This is a genomic window from Bathymodiolus japonicus methanotrophic gill symbiont (assembly GCF_019721995.1).
Lineage (GTDB): Bacteria > Pseudomonadota > Gammaproteobacteria > Methylococcales > Methylomonadaceae > Methyloprofundus.
The window spans coordinates 1-17,653 of sequence record NZ_BLYC01000055.1; the positions used below are offsets into that span (position 1 = coordinate 1).

The 17,653-nt window shown below is 38.1% G+C and carries 23 protein-coding genes and 3 pseudogenes; 18 read left to right on the forward strand and 8 right to left on the reverse strand.

Annotated elements, in window-relative coordinates; translation table 11 throughout:
- Window positions 1–134: 134 nt before the first annotated feature.
- The 3 genes and pseudogenes from K6984_RS26915 to K6984_RS26925 form a co-directional block, all read left to right on the forward strand.
- A pseudogene (locus K6984_RS26915) lies at window positions 135–512 on the forward strand (IS6 family transposase); the annotation flags it as partial.
- A 66-nt stretch (window positions 513–578) separates the two neighbouring features.
- A protein-coding gene (locus K6984_RS26920; RefSeq protein WP_420831731.1) for an IS6 family transposase occupies window positions 579–1,261 on the forward strand; the annotation gives its coding sequence in 2 pieces (ribosomal slippage) (window positions 579–624 and window positions 624–1,261; 684 coding nt in all).
- A 437-nt stretch (window positions 1,262–1,698) separates the two neighbouring features.
- The gene (locus K6984_RS26925) at window positions 1,699–2,778 is read left to right on the forward strand and encodes a DUF1566 domain-containing protein (RefSeq protein ID WP_221898178.1); all 1,080 of its coding nucleotides are present in this window, start codon (window positions 1,699–1,701) and stop codon (window positions 2,776–2,778) included.
- A gap of 38 nt (window positions 2,779–2,816) precedes the next feature.
- Here the strand turns inward: K6984_RS26925 and K6984_RS26930 are convergent, their stop codons facing one another.
- Both K6984_RS26930 and K6984_RS26935 read right to left on the reverse strand, forming a co-directional pair.
- The gene (locus K6984_RS26930; protein WP_221898193.1) at window positions 2,817–3,014 is read right to left on the reverse strand and encodes a hypothetical protein; all 198 of its coding nucleotides are present in this window, start codon (window positions 3,012–3,014) and stop codon (window positions 2,817–2,819) included.
- Window positions 2,995–3,768, reverse strand: a complete 774-nt coding sequence (locus tag K6984_RS26935) for an IS1 family transposase (protein ID WP_221894694.1) — start codon at window positions 3,766–3,768, stop codon at window positions 2,995–2,997. The genes K6984_RS26930 and K6984_RS26935 overlap by 20 nt, the downstream gene beginning before the upstream one ends.
- A 96-nt stretch (window positions 3,769–3,864) precedes the next feature.
- On the opposite strand from K6984_RS26935, the gene K6984_RS26940 reads away from it, so the two are divergent.
- The 6 genes from K6984_RS26940 (at window position 3,865) to K6984_RS26965 (ending at window position 7,567) form a co-directional block, all read left to right on the forward strand.
- Complete coding sequence (locus K6984_RS26940) at window positions 3,865–4,314, forward strand: hypothetical protein (protein ID WP_221898179.1); 450 nt, start codon at window positions 3,865–3,867, stop codon at window positions 4,312–4,314.
- 102 nt (window positions 4,315–4,416) lie between these two features.
- The gene (locus tag K6984_RS26945; protein WP_221898180.1) at window positions 4,417–4,590 is read left to right on the forward strand and encodes a hypothetical protein; all 174 of its coding nucleotides are present in this window, start codon (window positions 4,417–4,419) and stop codon (window positions 4,588–4,590) included.
- A gap of 78 nt (window positions 4,591–4,668) precedes the next feature.
- The gene (locus K6984_RS26950; RefSeq protein WP_221898181.1) at window positions 4,669–4,812 is read left to right on the forward strand and encodes a hypothetical protein; all 144 of its coding nucleotides are present in this window, start codon (window positions 4,669–4,671) and stop codon (window positions 4,810–4,812) included.
- A 2-nt stretch (window positions 4,813–4,814) separates the two neighbouring features.
- The gene (locus K6984_RS26955; protein ID WP_221898182.1) at window positions 4,815–4,991 is read left to right on the forward strand and encodes a hypothetical protein; all 177 of its coding nucleotides are present in this window, start codon (window positions 4,815–4,817) and stop codon (window positions 4,989–4,991) included.
- A 46-nt stretch (window positions 4,992–5,037) separates the two neighbouring features.
- Window positions 5,038–5,346 carry an IS4 family transposase gene (locus K6984_RS26960; protein WP_221898183.1) on the forward strand — a complete coding sequence of 103 codons (309 nt, stop codon included), beginning with the start codon at window positions 5,038–5,040 and terminating at the stop codon, window positions 5,344–5,346.
- A gap of 184 nt (window positions 5,347–5,530) precedes the next feature.
- Window positions 5,531–7,567, forward strand: a complete 2,037-nt coding sequence (locus tag K6984_RS26965) for a DEAD/DEAH box helicase (protein ID WP_221898184.1) — start codon at window positions 5,531–5,533, stop codon at window positions 7,565–7,567.
- A 26-nt stretch (window positions 7,568–7,593) separates the two neighbouring features.
- Here the strand turns inward: K6984_RS26965 and K6984_RS26970 are convergent.
- Window positions 7,594–8,550, reverse strand: a pseudogene (locus K6984_RS26970) (IS110 family RNA-guided transposase).
- Window positions 8,551–9,192: 642 nt separating this feature from the next.
- Window positions 9,193–9,363: a hypothetical protein gene (locus K6984_RS26975; protein WP_221898185.1), complete on the reverse strand. Its 171-nt coding sequence runs from the start codon at window positions 9,361–9,363 to the stop codon at window positions 9,193–9,195.
- Window positions 9,364–9,862: 499 nt separating this feature from the next.
- On the opposite strand from K6984_RS26975, the gene K6984_RS26980 reads away from it, so the two are divergent.
- From K6984_RS26980 to K6984_RS26995, 5 genes are all read left to right on the forward strand, one after another.
- Window positions 9,863–11,014, forward strand: coding sequence for a hypothetical protein (locus K6984_RS26980; RefSeq protein WP_221898186.1), 1,152 nt, complete (start codon window positions 9,863–9,865; stop codon window positions 11,012–11,014).
- The gene (locus K6984_RS35155; RefSeq protein WP_263458596.1) at window positions 10,963–11,091 is read left to right on the forward strand and encodes a hypothetical protein; all 129 of its coding nucleotides are present in this window, start codon (window positions 10,963–10,965) and stop codon (window positions 11,089–11,091) included. Before K6984_RS26980 ends, K6984_RS35155 begins: the two co-directional genes overlap by 52 nt.
- Window positions 11,092–11,118: 27 nt before the next feature.
- Window positions 11,119–11,352, forward strand: coding sequence for a hypothetical protein (locus tag K6984_RS26985; protein ID WP_221898187.1), 234 nt, complete (start codon window positions 11,119–11,121; stop codon window positions 11,350–11,352).
- 187 nt (window positions 11,353–11,539) lie between these two features.
- Window positions 11,540–12,136, forward strand: a complete 597-nt coding sequence (locus K6984_RS26990; protein WP_221898188.1) for a hypothetical protein — start codon at window positions 11,540–11,542, stop codon at window positions 12,134–12,136.
- Window positions 12,137–12,169: 33 nt separating this feature from the next.
- Complete coding sequence (locus tag K6984_RS26995) at window positions 12,170–12,451, forward strand: integrase core domain-containing protein (protein ID WP_221898189.1); 282 nt, start codon at window positions 12,170–12,172, stop codon at window positions 12,449–12,451.
- Window positions 12,452–12,829: 378 nt separating this feature from the next.
- Here K6984_RS26995 and K6984_RS27000 read toward each other — a convergent pair whose 3' ends face one another.
- Window positions 12,830–13,135, reverse strand: coding sequence for a hypothetical protein (locus K6984_RS27000; RefSeq protein ID WP_221897236.1), 306 nt, complete (start codon window positions 13,133–13,135; stop codon window positions 12,830–12,832).
- Window positions 13,128–13,775 (reverse strand): nucleotide-binding protein, encoded by a 648-nt coding sequence (locus K6984_RS27005; RefSeq protein WP_221897211.1) that lies wholly within the window; start codon window positions 13,773–13,775, stop codon window positions 13,128–13,130. Before K6984_RS27005 ends, K6984_RS27000 begins: the two co-directional genes overlap by 8 nt.
- A 479-nt stretch (window positions 13,776–14,254) precedes the next feature.
- Between K6984_RS27005 and K6984_RS35160 the strand changes: the two genes are divergently transcribed.
- Both K6984_RS35160 and K6984_RS35165 read left to right on the forward strand, forming a co-directional pair.
- On the forward strand, window positions 14,255–14,383 hold the full coding sequence (locus tag K6984_RS35160; RefSeq protein WP_263458596.1) for a hypothetical protein: 129 nt from the start codon (window positions 14,255–14,257) through the stop codon (window positions 14,381–14,383).
- 27 nt (window positions 14,384–14,410) lie between these two features.
- The gene (locus tag K6984_RS35165; protein WP_263458618.1) at window positions 14,411–14,536 is read left to right on the forward strand and encodes a hypothetical protein; all 126 of its coding nucleotides are present in this window, start codon (window positions 14,411–14,413) and stop codon (window positions 14,534–14,536) included.
- On the opposite strand, the gene K6984_RS27010 is transcribed toward K6984_RS35165, so the two are convergent.
- Window positions 14,496–14,909, reverse strand: a complete 414-nt coding sequence (locus tag K6984_RS27010) for a hypothetical protein (RefSeq protein ID WP_221898190.1) — start codon at window positions 14,907–14,909, stop codon at window positions 14,496–14,498. The two genes, K6984_RS35165 and K6984_RS27010, sit on opposite strands and share 41 nt — an antisense overlap.
- 245 nt (window positions 14,910–15,154) lie before the next feature.
- Here K6984_RS27010 and K6984_RS27020 point away from each other — a divergent pair, with 245 nt between their 5' ends.
- Both K6984_RS27020 and K6984_RS27025 read left to right on the forward strand, forming a co-directional pair.
- The gene (locus K6984_RS27020; protein WP_087870166.1) at window positions 15,155–16,321 is read left to right on the forward strand and encodes an IS3 family transposase; all 1,167 of its coding nucleotides are present in this window, start codon (window positions 15,155–15,157) and stop codon (window positions 16,319–16,321) included.
- A 311-nt stretch (window positions 16,322–16,632) separates the two neighbouring features.
- Window positions 16,633–16,767 (forward strand): annotated as a pseudogene (locus tag K6984_RS27025) (IS6 family transposase); the annotation flags it as partial.
- On the opposite strand, the gene K6984_RS27030 reads toward K6984_RS27025, so the two are convergent.
- Window positions 16,768–17,376, reverse strand: a complete 609-nt coding sequence (locus K6984_RS27030) for a BT4734/BF3469 family protein (protein WP_221898191.1) — start codon at window positions 17,374–17,376, stop codon at window positions 16,768–16,770.
- Between the last annotated feature and the right edge of the window lie 277 nt (window positions 17,377–17,653).

Consider the following 17,653-nt stretch of genomic DNA (forward strand, 5'->3'; position numbering starts at 1 on the left):
TTTCTCTATATCCTTTGCAGTGTCAATTTATTTATTAATCTAAGTTCTGTCGATTTTCAGGTTCTGTCGCATAAATCCCCCTTTCCGACGTTATCTGCTATCATAATTCTCAATTTCAATAAAAGGTAGATCATATGCTCAGCTTCAAAGGCACTCACTTTCCAAAAGATGTCATTCTTTATGCTGTTTTCTTTTATGTCAGGTATGGCGTTTCCTATCGCGACCTTGAAGAAATTATGGAAGAAAGAGGTATTGAAGTGGATCATGCTACGCTCAATCGTTGGGTTATCCGTTATTCTCCTGCCATTGCTGTGAAAGCTAAATCTCAGAAACGAGGAACCAATAAATCGTGGCGCATGGATGAAACGTATATCAAAGTTAAGGGTCAGTGGACCTATTTATACCGAGCTGTTGATAGTCGCGGGGATACGCTTGATTTCATGCTTTCTGAGCGCCGTAATGAAGAGTCTGCAACCGCATTTTTCAAACAAACGCTGTCAGCCGGTTCTGTCGCATAAATTCCCCTTCCCGACGTTATCTGCTATCATAATTATCAATTTCAATAAAAGGTGGATCACATGCTCAGCTTCAAAGGCACTCACTTTCAAAAAGATATCATTCTTTTGCTGTTTTCTTTTATGTCAGGTATGGCGTTTCGTATCGCGACCTTGAAGAAATTATGGAAGAAAGAGGTGTTGAAGTGGATCATGCTACGCTCAATCGTTGGGTTATCCGTTATTCTCCTGCCATTGCTGTAAAAGCTAAATCTCAGAAACGAGAAACCAATAAATCGGGGCGCATGGATGAAACGTATATCAAAGTGAAGGGTCAGTGGACCTATTTATACCGAGCTGTTGATAGTCACGGGGATACACTTGATTTCATGCTTTCTGAGCACCGTGATGAAGAGGCTGCAACCGCATTTTTCAAACAAACGATTAACAATAATGGCTTTCCTGATAAGGTCGTTATGGATAAAAGTGGCGCTAACTATGCAGGATTAGCCAATATTAACCTCTTGTTAATCCTCGCTGGGTTTGCCACTATGATTGACATATTACAAGTTAAATATTTGAATAACATCATCGAACAGGATCATCGCTTTATCAAAAAAATAACAAAACCGATGATGGGCTTTAAAGCGTTTCACTCCGCCCAAGCAACAATTGATGGAATTGAAACGGCACATATGATCCGAAAGGGCCAATTGTCTGAGGAAAATATTCCTGCTTATAAGCAGTTTATGGCTTTAGCAGGATAGTTATGCCTGAAGACCAGGAGGTCTGTGCTTTTGATAATTATTGTGACAGAACCATTCATCGTTTGTTTCCTTATCTTTTGAACTTTCGGCGGTTCACAAATAGGGAGACTCACGATGATTCCCGTAATTGTCAAACTTTATGAGTCCCCCAGCAGAGCTGGGGGGGGGTACTTATTAGAAATTAAATCTTATGATCGGCTAGGTAATAAGGTGATTTTGTTTTTTTTGCGACAGAACCGTTAGGGAAGCTTCGGCCAAGAAAGTGGAGGGACGGAACTTGCTTGACCGTTAGCTGAACTTACTCAGCCGTTTGTTTCATTGGAACGAAAAGCCCGGTCCGTAGGGATCGTCCAAAATATGATTATGACCAATCTTTACCGTCATAATAAGTTCTTGCGACAGAACCATTAAAACTTCTTTTCAGTTTGGCGAAGGTATTGACAATGAAAAAACTATTATTAACTTCATTACTATTTATTTCCTTAAATCAATCATGTAATGCTGGGTTAGTAGGTGCTGAAGTTGTGTTTAAAACTAAGTATCAAGCAGACACAGGAGGACAAGCGAACACCACAACGCTTGGTGTGCCTAGAGCTATCGTTGAACCAGGCGTTGAATTTCCAAGTGATAAAAGCCTAGCTGCTATCGCTGATGGTAAACCTGGCGATTCTGTTAGTTACCAGCATAATCATGAAAACTATTATAGTGTAATTGATGTAGATATGTACCCAATGATAATTGTTGGTGTGAATGTTGGGAATGACTTTATTCAATTTGATTACACTGATTCGGGAAAGTTTTCACACGCATTTCAAAATACCTATATTTTTGAGTTCAGTAATGATTCTCTACCTGTCGATATCACAAGCGCTACAATTGATAGATCAGTCACGACACTTCCGTTAACTGATGGTAATGTTAAGTTTGTTGGGAATCAACTTTCCATAAATGTTCAAGGGCTATCCTTTAACTCAGGTTCATTTATTCGCATTAATGTAGATGCAGGAGATCCGGGATATGCAATTGGTGATACGGGTCCAGCTGGAGGTTGGGTGTTTTATGTTACCGATGGAGGCGCTCATGGCTTAGAAGTAGCTCCAAGGAATCTACAAAAATATACATGGGGGTGTTCTGATACAAAGACTGGAGCAAATGGTGTAGAGATCAATACAGGAAAGCAAAATACAAGGGCGATCATACATACTCAGTGCAAGCACCCAGGCCAGGTAAACGACCGGGTTGCAGCTAAACTAGTAAGTTCTTATGAGCATAATGGGTACAACGATTGGTTTTTGCCGTCAAAAGATGAACTAAATTTAATTTACAGTAATTTATACCTACACGATTTAGGGTACTTTCCTCGGCAATTTGAATCATACTGGAGTTCGACGGAGTGGAGTGATACGAGTGCGTACGTGACGCATTTTACCTATACTAGCGACAAAGAGTATGTGCCTCATAACGGTGTCGTCTATAAAGACATTGCCCTTAGCATACGCCCTATTCGGTCTTTTTAAGATTCTGGGTTCTGTCGCATAAAGTTCACTTCTCCGCGTTACCTGCTATCATGAGTCTCAATCCGCAGGGTATGTGTGAGTGATTCAAGCTGGTTTATCTGTGCATCATTAATTTCTTCAAGGTCGCGATACGAAACGCCATACCTGACATAAAAGAAAACAGCATAAAGAATGACATCTTTTGGAAAGTGAGTGCCTTTGAAGCTGGGTAGTGGGTTAAATCTGTGTTTTTGCATGAATATCCCTGCCAAATTCCACCTTATTTATTAACAGACCAATCACAATATCATGCATTTTCTCTAACTTAGAGAAGCAGATTGTTCGACGAGTTAATCGTTTTATCCATGCTCTAAAATTCAAGTTTTTACGTTCAATTTTTTGGGTGTTTTTCTTACCTATTTCATGTTTCTCAGCATCGAGATGACGTTCATAAGCGCCCCAGTCATCGGTGTAATAACGACTGATATTTAAAGGCAAAAGTAACGCTTTTAATTCTTTGAAAACAATGTCCTTACGCTTGCCAAAAACATAAGCGAGTACCGTGTTGGTTTTATGATCAACAGCATGCCATAGCCAGCGTTGATTGCTTTTATTTCCTACAAAAGACCACTGTTCATCCATTTCGGCTTCATCACAGCAGACCTGTTCTAGTCTGACTTCCAATGGTTTCCCTTGATCAAAGGTCTGAAAAAGAGGGTTCACTTGAACAAGACTGTTTTCTTTGTTTTTTAAAGTACGAGTCACCGTATTTTTATTGATTTTAAGAACCCTAGCCGTGTCTCGAGTGCCACTACTATTGATAGCCATTTCGACAACGTGTTCTTTGGTTCCAAATTCACATGCTTTATAACAATATTCCAACATGAAGGTGTTGGTTGAGCAAGCTGTGGTCTGGCAACGATATCGCTGCACACCACGATCGCTACTACCTGATTTCATCAGGTTGGAATTAGTACAGTTAGGGCAGGTGATTTCTTGATAATATTTCATGAGGGAATTATGCAATAAATCACTTTCTTATTCTATTGCTCTCATGCTAAACACAGGTTTAACCCACTACCATTTTCGAAATCCTTAGATGTAAATTTGTTAATTGATACTGATTACCCTGATCCTGCACAAAGTGATGGAATGGTATGTTTTTCTAACTCTATCCCCTGTAGTGCGTTCTTTATTTCTTGTACTAATGAGAGTGGTAGGAGATTAGTTATTGGCCCTGTAGAGGTTCTAGAGGGAAGTGATAGGGAAGAAAGTGGTGGATATTATTTCAAGTACAGGGCTCAAGATAAACCTTTTGGTGGAAAATGGGGGCGAATAAATGGCGTTCCACATAGTACGAAGGTTTTTGATTACGATTTAATACCGGATGGTGTTATTTTCTCAGCATTGGGAAATAAGTATTTGGTTAATTGTGATTTTTTACCTCATGAATCTTCGACTTTACTAGATTTAAGCAGTGATGAAAATATTATTCGCTGGGCATCAGGATTATTAAAGGATCAAAATATTGGAGTTGGGAATCAATTTTCTCAATAAAAAGACAAGTTAAATCAACTTTCTAGTGATTCACATATACCAGACGATGTATTTGAACTTCGGAAGAAAAGACTAATTAGTTTCCCTGATAAATTAGGCAAGATGGAAGGTTTCGGACAAATTCTATCTGATTTTTTAAGGTCTGATGAAGGCCAAGAAAAAATAAAAAATTATGTTAATACAAATAGAGATAGCTTACTAAGTAGGTATTTTGAAGAAGAGCTCAAAAAAAATACTTTAGAAGCAGAAAAAGCCGCTCAGGAAGAAATTGCATAAAAAGAACAAAAGCTTCAGCAGTTAAAGTCTGAGATTAATGACCTAGAGAAATCAAAATCTGTTATTGAGCTTGAGGACATGAAACAAGAACTTATTGCAATCCGTGAAGAAAAAGATATCGTATATGATGTTTCTGAACTTAAAACGCATAAGAAAATTCTTATAGATGAGATCGAAAAAATAAAAAAGGAAAAGTCTAAGGGAAAGAAGGTATTGAAGTAACTTTGGTTCAGGCAAAAGAAATCAACCCGCCTAAAGGGAAGTCACCGCTCATATGGCGCTTATTAAGCAATCGAAGGGTAGAAAGTGAAGATCAAGCCTGTGAGTTGATTGACTGGTATCGCTGTCGCTGGGAAATAGAAATGTTTTTTGATATTTTGAAAGTGGGTCTGCAAGGTTGAAAAGCTTCAATTATCCAGTAAAGAGCGCATTGAAAAAGCCTTAGTCATGGCCATGGTTATTGCTTGGCGGGTGATGTATCTTATGCGCTTAGGTCGCATCTGTCCTGACTTGCCTGCTGAATTAATCTTTGATCCTTTAGAATGGAAATCATCTTATGGTTTATTGGACAAAAAGATACCCAAAAAAGTGCCTACACTGAATGCCGTGTTAAGAAATTTAGCGACATTGGGTGGTTTTTTAGGGCGTAAATCAGATGGTGACCCTGGTGCGAAAAGTATTTGGATCGGTTTTCAGCGGATTCAGGACTGCGTATATGGTATTCAAATGGCCAGAAAGCTAAAAGGCGTATTTTAGGACTTGTGTGTAAGGAGGTGCTTTAGTGGTTACTATCCTAGCCATTTACTGGACGTGGGTGTTAGGGTGTATGATAGCTAGATACAGATAATACTGCTGAGCGTCGCATTAGCTGTAAAATTAAAATAATGGAGTACCAATGTTGAATTTCAAAAAAGACTTAAAAATGGATTTTGAATCTTATATGAAACATATTGATACTCCAATTTTTCATAGGTTAAAATTTGAGGAAGTAAGCTTTTATTTAACAAAGAGTAAATTCCATGATGTGCTAGTTTCATCTAATGAACATGGTGGGTACAGAATATTTTCATGGGATGATTGGAGGGCTCAACCTTTGCTAGGTATTGAGTTAGGTGATGAAAATCCGCGACATGGTGTAGTTGATCTTATTGGTCGTTATACCCCAATAGAAAATGATTTGATAGATGTTCAGTATGAAACCGATGAAGGTAAGGCTTTTTTTGAAAGCGCAAAAGTAGAACTGGAAGAAAAAAAACAAAAACCGCATACGAGGAAGGACTTAGATAAAAAAATTGATTCTCGTGCATTTATGCGAATGGGAGAAATTATTCCTACTGGTGCGCAGGGAAAAGCAATTTATGGAGAAGGAAACTATATTATTGATGGTGCTGCTGGAACGGGAAAATCAACTACTGTGCTACAAAAAATAAAAATTTTACAGAAGCACGGCAGTGTTTCATCTAAAAAGATTTTAGTTTTAGTAAAAAATGAAAGCGTTATCAGTGAGTTTAATAATTTACTCGAAACAATAAGTATAAGTGGTTTAAAAATAAAATCTGCGGAGGGATTTGTGTCAGATATTTTTCAACATAATGTGAGAGATATTAGCGCAATAATTGATAACACTTGGCAAATAGCTTCATATATAAACGAGTCTCTCATGGTGTTGAATAAAGAAGTTGATTCCATGTCATCTAGGATATTCTCAAATATAGGTAATAATGACTTGTCATTACAAAGGGGTTTTGATAAATATCCCGAGATTACCAAGATATTAAATAAATATCATAATCTTAGAGGCGAGTTTGTTGACCTTTGTAAAAGAAATAGAAATGAAATTAATAGAAGAAAAAATGAGATAAAGATTGAAATAGAGACATACAAACAGGAATTAAAAGATAAAAGACTAAAAAAAAATAACAAAGAAAAGCGACGATTTTCGATTAAACGGATGTTTCAGCCTAGTGAGAAAACTACATCGCTAACACTGGGGGAAGAAGCTGACATTAGGGATATGGCTGAAGAGTTCAAGAAAAAACGAAATTCCATAATAGATAAAGTATCAAAAAAATCTAAAGAAAAAGAAGATAAAGCGCTTGAAAATATAAGGTTTTCTATTAATAAGATAAGAACCACTGCCTTGTCAGAGGAATTCTTAACGATTTATACATCAGGCGAAGAAGAAAATTATTTATTACAATTGCATATTAAGAAGCTTGTAGGGCAACCTACAGCTTTTAATACAATAATCGTTGACGAGGCACAAGATGTAACGCTATCAAATATATACCTTGCTTGGTTAATGGCAGATAATGTTATATTGACTGGAGATGAATTACAGAAAGAAGAGCCTGATGGTATTGGTTCTTGGCAAAATCTGGGGGTATTGGAAAAAGAGTTTTCAAAGGATAATCAGCTTAATATTTTTACCCTAAGCCATAATTTCAGGCAAACTTTTGAATTAGGTAATTTTAGTTTTAACTTTCGTCAGTTGATCCTTGGTAAGCCATTAACAGATATTGGCGAAGAATATTTTGAAAATCAGAAAGGTTTTAAAAAGCCTCAGTTGGCTTTAATACATCAAGCATCTGATTTTTGTGTGTTAGTTAAAAATAAGGTTAAACTAATTTCTCAAACATTTTCCGACTCAATGCCCGCTGTTATTTTCTATGAAAATGAGGCAAGCCTTGATAGGTTGACCAGTATATTAGATAAGGAGGATATTAAATATGGATATGATGGTGATGAAACTCATTCTGCAATGTTTGTGAATATGGGTGATATTTCTGGAAGAAGTTTCCCTGTAGTAATGATGCCTCTAATTAATAGTACAAATGAAAATTCTATTTATATCATGATAAGCCGTGCTAAATATGACTTATGTATGTTTACAGGGAAAGATAAAGAAATTAATAAACAAGTTATGCGTCTTTTATCAGAAGGAATTGTTGTCCGTTATGAAGCAGCTAACAGCTAACAAGTGACTATGGTGTCAAGAAGTGATTATTTAGCATAATCAAGCTCCCATTTGACACCGTCTCGCAGCATAGAGTTGAGTATCACAATCATCTTTCTAACACAGGCAATAAGAGCGAGTTTTTTAGGTTTTCCTTGGGCTAAAAGTTGCTCATATTTGGTTTAAAAAACAGGGTTACACTGTATTGCTGACATCATCGCCATAAACATGACGGTACGAATTTGATAGCGGCCTCCTTTGATTCTTCGCTGCCCTTTATGCGAGCCACTCTCTCGATTAAAAGGGGCCACTCCAATTAATGCAGCAGCTTCTTTACTGCTGATAGATCCAAGTTCAGGCATGTCAGCTAATAAGCTAAAAGCAACAACATTTCCAATGCCAGGCATGCTCTGTAAAATCTCATTTTTCTCCTGATATTCTGGACATTCTTCAATTAATTTCAGAAGTTTAGCATCTACTTTAATCAGTTGATTTTTAATGGCTGTTAAATTTGGATTTATCAAACTAGCCAGTGTTTTCGGCATAATTTTTAAACGATTCTTTTCCATCGTTCGCAGGGTTGTTAACTGTCTTCTACGAGAAAGTAGATCACTCATAAGCCTTATATTTTCAGGCTTTATTTGAGACAGATTAGGTTTAATTGCCTCACCATAATGCGCAATTAACTAAGCATCTAGCGGGTCAGTTTTAGCGATTCGACCAATGGCTCCAGCAAACCGTTTGATGTGTAATGGATTGGCAACCACAAAGGGTAAATTGGCTTTAGAGCAGGCTAAAATAAAAGTATGTTCTAATCGCCCCGTTGCTTCAATAGTAATCCGTATAGGGTGATATTTTTTAATTTCAGAAACTGCCTTTTTAATTCCGTCATCATCATTAGTAACGGTAAAATAAATGTCTAATGGACGGACATAAATATCGAGTTGATGTTTACCTGTATCAACACCAATATTGATTTCTTCTTGTGTGTTTTTAGTATTCATAATAAGCTGACTCTGCCTTGCAAATTCGGGTTCGAGACCCAGTTGACTATCCGAGTTTAATGCTTGGAGTCTGATACAGCGTTCTCACTTGTTACCGGTCTCTCAATTGAGGAGCCACGCATCCATCGAACTGCTGTAAAAGAAGGCTTTAGTTGCTGCTAAAGCTTGGGTCTCACTTTACCCTGAAACAAGGTTTATTATCCATACAAGCGCCTCCAGCCGAACTGTCCAAAACTACCGCTTATCGAAAATCCGATAACCAGTAGCTCCAGACAGATATTTTTAAGCTTGGCTCGCTTTGCGAGCAAGCCTAAAAATACTCCTGAGCGTCGCATTATATTTTTTCAACTGTAAATTAGGTAGTAGGTTTAGCCTCAACCCTAATTAAACCAGATTTAATCAATCGTAATTTAAAAGTGAGTTTTTATGAGGTTTTTAGTCGTTATATTACTGGCATTTGTTTCAATGAATACATCAGCTGAATCTTGGGAGCTTTGGGTCTCCCAAGACAAGTCCAAAGGCTTAATATTTCTAAGTGGCGGTGGCTTCACTGTTAACGTTGTTAGTAAGGAGGTGTTAATACCAAACCCCTTCCATAGCCCTAACCCATCTTCGTCACTTTCATCTTTCTAAGCCATTGATTCATCGGTTTAAGCGATTTTTTGTCGAAAAATTCTCTTTCGCTGTCAGCCCCGGACGGGCTGATAGTCTCCAGAAGGCGCAGGGAAATTTGCCAATCCGAAGTGCGCGATAGCGCGCGAGGGAGGCTAAAATTTTATCCCGAATAGCCGTAGAGCCATTTGTGGTAGCCATGACTGAGCTGCTTTGTGCTCAGTCTGTGGCGGACGCAGGGCGGCTGGAGCATCTCCTATTCGCTGCGTAGGTGAACGAATTACGGCGACAGGAGTCCCGGAATTTCGTGAGGTAGCATGGCGCGCCTGAAAATCAATGGTGTTTTTTTTGAAAGTTTTGTAGTGCCATTTATATTATTTTTGTCGATAAATTCATTGACTTTTGTCAAAAAAATCATCATTATTTGAGTGTAATTTACATTCGACAAAAATACTCTAAAAAATCCAACGTTTTATACAAAAACACAAAATCTGTAGTGCCAACTAGCTACTTTTTAAAATTTCAACCAATTGATTTATAACAACTACATCATCAATAGTGACGAAGATGGGCTAAGAAGTGTGACTCATCTCATGTCAAAGAGTATGGGGTAGCTAGTCTTAACGGTACTGATATCAAGCTTGGGTTTACGTGCAATAAGTATAACTGGCTTTCACACCACGTAGAGACAGAAAAAGGGATGGCATTCGTTTATGACCTTCTGTTAAATAGCAAATCATTTAAATTCAAATTTTCAACGCCAACTAGAAGTTACGCTGAAAAGACACTTACTTTCCCCCTGTCGGGCGCGGAATTAATCAAGTCCCCATTTAAGCCAAAAAAGATCACTCAGAATACAGAGGGTGCCTGGTATGGCATTAAAGAGAAAGTTGGGACTCTCGTATTGGTTGAAGAAGTTAAAAGGGGATCTCGTGGCTTGTTGAAAATGTCATTTATTGAGAAAGATGGTGAGTTTACTGTAGAGGCTGATTTATCAACGGTTGATTGGACTGCCAGTTCTGGTTATCAGGCAAGTTACCAGCGATGTGATTACCTTGGCTTTTCTTCAACTGAAGGGGTTATTAGCATTAACGGGCATGCCGTAACAATTCCCTTAGAATGCAAATATGTCAACCATCAAACCAGTTTCACTGGAAGTGATGGAGAGGATGTTTCTGCAGTTCCGGCTATTGGCTACCTCAAGTCCCAAGAAGTGAAGATACCTCTCTCTTTAGCAGCTGATCTTTTTATCGCAAAAACATTTAAGTTGTCTCTAAATATTGAAGGCGTTCCCGTGGGTGAAGTTAAAACAATTACTCTAAAAAGATCAGCGAAAGAAACGTTCTTAGCGATAGCTAAAAAGGCTGAGAGCAAAAAAAACAATAAAAACAAAACGATGAGCGATATAAAAAATAAGCTCAATAAGCAATCAAGGTTATTTATGTTTAAGAAAATTACCATAGCAGCTGTTATAACTGCCGGTGTTGGTATAGGTGTATTGGAGTACAGTAAAGCAATTGAGACCGAAGAAGCACCCAAATCAGCAGAAATTGTAGCTGCACAAGAAAAGTATGATATTTTCACAGGCAAACCTATACCTGAAGAGATAGGCGAAGGTTTCTTTTCAAGAAAAAAAGACGAGCTGACTAAAGTTCGTGTCGCCAATATAAGATCTAGAGGTGAGGTCTTCCGAATTGCCCACGATCAGGATGGATACAGAGAAGTCATTAGCCGTAAATCCTACGCTGGTAACACCATTGTTCAACCCGAAGCTCGCTGGGCCTCGGGGAGTCGCTATTTTTGCGAAAGCTTGTTTTGGGCATCCCAGCCCAAGCAAGCAGCAAAAACTTAACGCGACCACTTATGCCTCCGGCGGCCCCGATTCGTCCTCGTCACCTTGTCCCGACCCAACAAGGGGTCGGAACATAGGATCCAAATGACTTGACGCCGTGTCGGATGGCCTTTTATTTTGTCTCCACCTTCGCTAACGCTCAGACTCCGACAAAACAACGGCCCTACGGCTATCGCGGACTAAAAATCTTCACTTCGCTAAAGCTCCGTTTCCAGGATTTTCAGCGAATGAAGATCGAACATCTATGCTCTATATGGCGTTTAAACTACACTGCATTGATAGCTATATTCAGTATATGGAAGAAGAAAAGTACATGCCTCAGGATAATTTTAAAGTAAAGGAGGTGTTTATTGGCGGTAGTAGTGGCTACTCACCCACCGAAGAAGACCGATCCATGTCCAGTAATATGACCTTGATGGTAGCCTATGGAAAGTATGCTTGGGGCAATTATAGTACTCGAGAGTATGCCGTTAAACTTAAATGCGCTGGAAGTCAGAAGGCTACTAACGGAGGAGGGGCGGGTTTGTGAAAGAATATACTATTCAGCTTGAATCTAGAACTGCACGGGACTGCTTTAAGATTGCGGTATTTAGCCTAGAACTAGCAGAGCGTACATCTGATTCGTGGGAAATAGATCACCACATTGTCACTGGAATAACTTTCACAGCCTTTTCAATTGAGGCAATGTTAAATCATTATGGTCGTATCTATTACAAAGACTGGAATGAAACTAAAGGTAGGCGGAAAGATATACATAAAAAATTATTTAAAGCTGTAAATCTACCTGATTATATAGGCAGTGCTACTTACCAAGTTGCCACTTCTTGTTTTGTTATGCGGGATAATCTGGCTCATGGTAAGACCACTCAAGAAACTATATCACTCGATCTTCCCAGTAAAATTAGCTTAGATAATGCAGCTACTGAAATCATTGCAATTAAGTCAGCTTCTTTTCAAGGATTAAATGTAGATATTTTGAAAAAATTCATTGAAACAACAAAAAATATAGAAAGAGATATTGAAGAAAATGGTTTTTATCCCCTGCCAGAAGGGAGCCCAGATAACAGAAAGGCTAAGCTTCAGGAATGCCCGCTGAGTACTCCTGGAATTAGAATGTGGTAAATAATCCACTTGACGTAAAAAGCGTCACGTGATTTGGGCATTATCGGGCGAGATTTTAGGTCGTCTAGTGTTAAGCTTTGGTGGTTTTGTAGAGCAACGGATAATATTTGTATTGAACGGTTTTGGCGAAGTGCAAAATGTGAGCGTATTTATTTAAATGAATATGGTTCAATTAGAGCGTTAATAGAAGATGTTGATGACTATATTGAGTTTTATAATCATCAACGGTTTCATGAAACCCTGGACTATAAAAAACCAATGAATGTATATAGAGAAAGTATTTTAGCTAATGAACAGCAGAATGAAGCGGCTTAGGAATATGGAATAAGGATTGTTGAAAAATCTGTCTTGACTCTTTGGGGTGCTATAATTCTCCGTAATGCTGGTTGGTCAATAATTTGTGATATTTCGAAATCAGAAGCAACCGCCATCCCCCGCTCTATTTTTTCAATAATAGGCTGTTGGTTACTATTTATTTCTAAAGCTACCGTAAGGCAAGAGTCTTTTTTTAGGTAACCTTTTATTAAAGATTGAAAGAACTCAATTGATTCAGGGTGACGGTGTTGTTCGCCAATAATTGTAATGGAGTGAGGTTTTATAGAATTAAAAATAGGTTCGCTATTCCCAGCAGTAACGAGGTTAGGGAATAGCAATAATATGATATAGTATGATATGAGACTATATCGAATCATACTACTTTGTTAGCTCTTTGATTTTATTATCAATTTCTTTCTCTATTAAATCAATACAAAACTTCTGCATGCTATCTGGTGTGTTTTCAGCAATAAATTTAAGCTTCAATAAATAAGGCTCTGATAGCCTTAAATTATAAGTTTTCTTAACATCATCACGAACACCTTTATCTTCCCAAGAGTAAGAGTATTTTCTCTTCACGGCTTCTTTTTTAGGTGCTGTTTTTTCCTCTGCACCTGATAAAAAGTCATCTAAATCAGCTGCAGATTTAGATTTACCAGGTAATTTACTTTTTAACTCACTCATCGCCAAATACCTCTTCGTACAATAATTCCATTTCCGCTGCTGCCTTTTGATCTTTAGGCTTCAACTCTGCTATTGATAAACCATCTTTCGCTGCCTTTCTGTATGCAATACGATCACGAATGATTGATTCAGATAAATCTAGGTTATCGAAGTCATTTAATAATTTAGCCGTATCATTAGATTCATGAACAGATGGGTTTGTAGATGCCCTACTGATAATTACTTTAGCAACTAAATCAGGATTAAATGCCTTTGCTGTATCAACCAGTTCTTCCATTTGGTTTAGTGTCCAAATATCAAATTGAGAAGGTTGAATAGGTACAAATAATCTTTCAGTAACAACTAATGCTGAACGTAACTCAATTGAATCACGACCACCAGCATCAATAATAATATCTTCGTAGCGGCTTGCTAAATCTTGAACTTCTTTAGGTAGGCCTTTTCCGAATTTTTGAACACAAGCAACACGAGGCGTAATGCCTTCCTCATCTCTACTTTGTGCCCAATAATTTGCACTACCTTGAGGATCAGTATCGATTAACAATACATCACGACCTGTTAAAGCTCTCATTGCAGCCATGTTGGTTGCAATGGTTGTTTTACCAGTACCACCTTTTTCTCCACCGATTAAAATAATCATCTCATCTCATATTGAATTATGTCATACCATATCATTTCAAATCGTATGAAATAATATGAAGTCATATCATACCATATCATATTGTCTATTTATGATGCTCAGAATGAATTTAGTTTTGTTTTCCAATTAGATACCTCTTCTCATTTAATCTATAGCCGACGACACCCAAACACTAAAAGCCCCTTATAGTTGAAAACCAATAATAGGGGATGCTAAATCTTGTAAGTGTTTATTGCCATCAATAAACACAATGGGGACTTTTGGTGGGAGGGGGCGGTATAAATTAATAAATGCCTTTGGCATACAACTCTTCTTAAAATACTAAAAGATAGAGAATTTTAGTGCAGCGTTTTATTTTTCTTTACGTACAAACTCTCAATTAAGTTTAGCGTTGCCAGCATCATATTTTGAGTCATTTCTATATAAGGAATAGGAGCAGGGTGCTCATTAGCATAATCAACATCGGGGAGTCGCTATTTTTGCGAAAGCTTGTTTTGGGCATCCCAGCCCAAGCAAGCAGCAAAAACTTAACGCGACCACTTATGCCTCCGGCGGCCCCGATTCGTCCTCGTCACCTCGTCCCGACCCAACAAGGGGTCGGAACATAGGCTCCAAATGACTTGACGCCGTGTCGGATGGCCTTTTATTTTGTCTCCACCTTCGCTAACGCTCAGACTCCGACAAAACAACGGCCCTACGGCTATCGCGGACTAAAAATCTTCACTTCGCTAAAGCTCCGTTTCCAGGATTTTCAGCGATAGAGTCTTTTAACACATCATAAAATTTACGCTGCACAATAGTAAATTGGGGTAGGGTGATTTGATTATTTTTAATAGCCGTTAAACCAGCCTGAATCTCTCCCATTTTTTCAATGATCCATTCTTCTGTTTGTGAATTAGCTTTACCAAAAGCATAGCTATAAACACACAAAGAATCGAAACATAAATCCATAAAGTAAGCACCCATATCTCGATTATTATTATCAATAACTCCAGAAAAAATATTAAATATTGTTCCTGATAGGGCAGGTTGTTCAATATGGAAGTCAGTAAGGATTTGCTGGCCTTCAATTTCATTAAGGTTTCGGGCGTAAGTGATGGCTGAATAGAGGTCTTTGTCTGATAAGGGAGTCATGGCTTGTTAAGTAGTAATTAATTTTATATTTAGGATAACAGCTGAACTGTACGACATTTCAGATACTCACTACAACCCCAAAATTTCTTTCCTTGATTATCTCCACGATTAGCAGTTCCTAGTATCATTTCTTTGCCACATTTAGGGCAAGAATTAATTATATAATCCCCCAGCAAATCCAGACAAGAAATCAAAGCAATCTTATTCCAAATTAGTTACTATTTGTAAAAAATTGGAGTATTAAAATGAGCAGAAAAAGAACGGTCTACAGTGCTGAATTTAAAAGCAAGTTGGTATTAGAAGTTTTAAAGAATGAAAAAACACTGCAAGAAATTGCCAGTGCAAATAACATCACACCTAAGAACCTACAAAACTGGAAAAAAATATTCTTAGACAATGCAGAAATAGCAATGGAGCCCTCCAAAGCCGTTAAAGATTACAAAGAGGATCTATTAGCAGCTCAAGAACAAAATGAGATGCTCACAAAAATCGTAGGAAAAATGACGGTTGAAAAGGAGTGGCTCGAAAAAAAGCTAAAAAGCTTGGACTCATCTGATAGAAAACAGTTGATTGAGCCCAAGCTTAACACTCTACCTCTAACACAGCAGTGTGCATTATTAGGATTAAATAGAAGCAATCTCTATTACAAAAAAAGAGAGAATAAAAAGAAAGAAGAGATCAAAACTCAGATTAATCACATTTTTAAAGACATCCCTATTTATGGTGCGGCTAAAGTACACCAGCAGTTGCTTGAAGGTGGTTTTAAAGTCAGTTTAAACACGGTGGCGAGTTATCGGCAGCAGATGGGCTTGAAAGCCGTATTAGCGGTAAAACAAGTCAATACAACGATCCCCATAAAAGAACATAAAAAATATACTTATAAGCTTAGAGATCTTGATATATCACACGCTAACCAAGTTTGGAGTACAGATATAACCTATATTAAAACCAAAGAAGGGATGGTTTATTTAGCGGCGATTATTGATTGGCACTCAAAAGCAGTGCTCGCCCATAAAATATCAAACACAATGGATTCTTTTTTAGTTATGGATGTATTAGATGAAGCGCTTTCTCTCTACGGAACACCTGAAATTTTTAATACGGATCAAGGCAGTCAATACACCAGTGAAATTCATACCCAACGACTAAAAAACAAAGGCATTACTATTTCTATGGATGGAAAAGGACGAGCAACGGATAATATTTGTATTGAACGGTTTTGGCGAAGTGCAAAATGTGAGCGTATTTATTTAAATGAATATGGTTCAATTAGAGCGTTAATAGAAGATGTTGATGACTATATTGAGTTTTATAATCATCAACGGTTTCATGAAACCCTGGACTATAAAAAACCAATGAATGTATATAGAGAAAGTATTTTAGCTAATGAACAGCAGAATGAAGCGGCTTAGGAATATGGAATAAGGATTGTTGAAAAATCTGTCTTGACTCTTTGGGGTGCTATATCCCAGCCCAAGCAAGCAGCAAAAACTTAACGCGACCACTTATGCCTCCGGCGGCCCCGATTCGTCCTCGTCACCTCGTCCCGACCCAACAAGGGGTCGGAACATAGGCTCCAAATGACTTGACGCCGTGTCGGATGGCCTTTTATTTTGTCTCCACCTTCGCTAACGCTCAGACTCCGACAAAACAACGGCCCTACGGCTATCGCGGACTAAAAATCTTCACTTCGCTAAAGCTCCGTTTCCAGGATTTTCAGCGGATGATGGGCTTTAAAGCGTTTCACTCCGCTCAAGCAACCATTGATGGAATTGAAACGGCACATATGATCCGAAAGGGACAGTTGTCTGAGGAAAGTATTCCTGCTTATAAGCAGTTTATGGCTTTAGCAGGATAGTTATGCCTGAATACCAGGAGGTCTGCGCTTTTGATAATTATTGCGACAGAACCATATCGACTCTATCTGAAAATAAGCCTGCTTAAAGTCTGCATCGTTATTAATTAGACTAGCATCAACCCGAACCCCTAGCTTTAAACCATCGCCCGAGGGACTGATAAAGCAAAAAACAATATTAGGTTTTGTTATCAAGTCCGACTTAGCTAAGTGAACATCTTCCAGATGGTCTAGGTCTACAATCAATAAACCGCTCGATTTCTCGAAAGTCCCATTTTTTACGGGCTGACCTAACTTGAATGTACCGTTGAAGCTAACAGCCTCACAAACAATCGCCTTTTGTTTTTTATAAGCTTTCTCACTTTTCTCTCGCAAATCCCTTAATGATTGAGTAACCGGCTCATATTTAGGGGATCTAATCCGACCAATAACATCATCAAGGGGTTTATTAGAGTGGTTTGTCGGAGTGTTTACCCGGGGCATGTATGAAACGTTGCCGATGCCTTCACAATCAGGTGTAGGGTTCGCTTGACGTTTTGTTTTTGATGTAGATACCCCAGTGGCACAATCGGTGTTATCTTGAATGGGGGTGTTTTTATGTAGTTTATTCATACTTTTTAGCAGAACAACTAGACTTTCTTGAAATACATGATATAATGCACTTGTAGTATTGGAAAATCTTGTTAGATGCTCTGTGTTGTCCTCATAGTTGTCTAGCAATTAAAGCCCTATAAAGAATCTCCCGGCTAAAGGTTTCATCTTTATAGTGCGTAGTAAAAATAAGTCCTGCTCCCCATCAAAATTAATTTTGATGGGGAGCAGGACTTATTTTTACTACGCACTATAAAGATGAAACCTTTAGCCGGGAGATTCTTTATAGGGCTTTAAT